The organism is Enhygromyxa salina, assembly GCF_002994635.1.
GTDB lineage: Bacteria > Myxococcota_A > Polyangia > Nannocystales > Nannocystaceae > Plesiocystis > Plesiocystis salina_B.
The window spans coordinates 1-2,252 of sequence record NZ_PVNL01000153.1; the positions used below are offsets into that span (position 1 = coordinate 1).

1 protein-coding gene is annotated in these 2,252 nt (G+C 66.1%); it reads right to left on the bottom strand.

The window, feature by feature from the left end:
* The coding region (locus ENSA7_RS41045) for a toxin TcdB middle/C-terminal domain-containing protein (protein ID WP_280524073.1) at window positions 1-2,156 on the bottom strand (2,156 nt) is incomplete at its 3' end.
* Window positions 2,157-2,252: the final 96 nt, after the last annotated feature.

Below are 2,252 nucleotides of genomic sequence, written 5' to 3' on the forward strand. Positions count from 1 at the left end.
AGGCCAGGCCGGGCTTGGGCCTTCACCATCACGACGCCACCACCCCCGGAGAAGTACGTGCGCTGCTCGAGCCAGCGCGTGTCCGGGTCTTGATGGGTCTCCCGCACCCGCGTCTTCGCCCAGTTGGGCGTTCCGGTGTTTTGCCAGGCGAACAGGTCGTAATCGAAGGTGCTGGTCGGGTCGTCGAGGGTGTCGCCGTCGTTGTCGTCGACCTTGCCCATGACCGCGCTCGCGATCACGAAGCCAAGCACGTCGACGGCGACCTGGCTGCGGTTGCCGTTGGCGTCGGTCAGCTGCCAGGGCGCGAGCAGGCGGTAGTCGTGCGCAGCGCTGACCGTGTTCCCGAGCGGGTCCGTGCTGCTGACGGTCAGCAGCGCGTGCGCGTCGTAGGTGGTGGCGTACACGTTGCCGTAGGGGTCCTCGACAGCCGTCACCATGAAGAATTTGCTCGCGTCGTAGCTCGGGTGCCCCGTGCGGACCCACCAGACGTCGTCGGCGAGGATGTACTTCCCCACGTCCTCGAGCTCGGCGTCGGTGGGCGCGCCGAGCAGCCCGCCGAATACCGACTGCCGCTGTGCCTGCGTCATCGCCATCGCGTCGCTGTCGTAGGGTAGCGCCATACTTTCGACGCTGCCGTGCGCGAGCGGGCCCGAGAGGTCATCGGCGATGTAGCGCATGCGCGAGCAACTGAGCAGCCGCTTCTCGGCGCCGCCCGACAGTTCACCGTCATACGCGATCGCCGTCGCCCCGTTGGCCGCATCGCGCATGGTCTTCCAGGCGAATCCGGTCGCCCCCGCGGCCAGCCCGTGCAGTTCGTAGCTGCGTGACTCGATCGGCACGCCGAGGCGCAGGATGTTCGGATCACCATCGAGGTGCACCACGTCAGCCTCACTGAGCGTGACGTGCAGAGTTGACTGTTCGGCATGCTCCGGCGCCCCTCGCCGCGGATAGGCCACCGCCGCCGAGCGCAGCACCGTCCCGTAGCCATCGACCTCGAGCACCATGCTGTGAGCGATCCGCGGATCCCCAGCGTCACGCTCGTAGTGATAGCTCAGCGCCTCACGGTCATGCGCGAGGTAGACCCCATGGCGATTGTCCCCACGCGCCCGCACCTGACGAACCTCGAAGGTCGCCTCGCTGACCGTGTACGGCACGCCCTCGAGTTCGGACCCGTCGAGCGCGTACACCTCAGTTCGCAGCGTTCGACCCGCGAGCGAACGCAAGGCCTCTGCCGTGTCGTCGCCGTTCAGACCCGAAGGAATGCGACTGTCGGGCAGCTTCCACCCGAACGCGTCGCCGCTCCAATACTCGTCCGCGAACAACCTCGAGTACTTCTTGCCGCCCGTGAGATAGGCCCCCGTGTGAAACCAGCTCTTCGTGTACACGGGCGGCTGGTGCAGCTGCTCTTCGACCACATCGAATTGCTCGAACGCAAACAACCCATCACCCGAGAAGTCCGCGAACGACTCGGTGTCCCAGGTCTCGACCATGCCGAAGCCCCGAAACTCGCGCTCTTGCCCGTCGAAGTACCCGTGGTGATACGCGAAGTGCTGGACGTAGCGCTGGCGCGTGACGTGGTCGAGGTGCTCGACGCGATCGACGACGTGCACGGGAAACGGCAGCTTGGTCAACCAGGGCCTCCCGGCAGCCTTGTCGGCCAGGTAGAACTTCGTCGACGCGGCGTAGCTGATCCGCGTCTGCGCGCCCATGTTGTTCTTGGTCGAGATCAACAAGTGCGGCTTCGTGCCGCTGGTCAGATCAATGTAGCGAAGCACGCCCCCGCGACCGGCCGAGTGCGATGACGACCAGACCAGGCAGCCGGTCCCGTTGCCTTTTAGATCCACGACCTCGACCCAGTCCAAGCCGCGCAGGCTGGGGAACTGCGACAGGTGTTCGCCGGCCGCGAAGCCGTTGCCCGAGAGGTTTCGGTAGATCGTCGCGCCGCGCTCCCCAAGATAGATCAGATCCGTCGTACCGCTGCCGTCGACGTCGCTGAGCCGTATCCGGCTCGGATGAAACAGATCGCTGGCCGACGCGAAGCTCGACAGTCCGCGCATGCGGATCATCTGCCCGAATTGCCCAAAGCCGAGGCACGGCCAATACGCGACCTCGCCATTACGGATCCGCACCAGATCCGGCAGCCCATCGCCGGTCATGTCCGCGAACTGGATCGAGGTCCGCGCGTCGTTGAACACCAGCATCGGCCGCGAGGCCGCCGCGTGGGCGTTGGGGATCCGCGTGGGCGCCTCAAA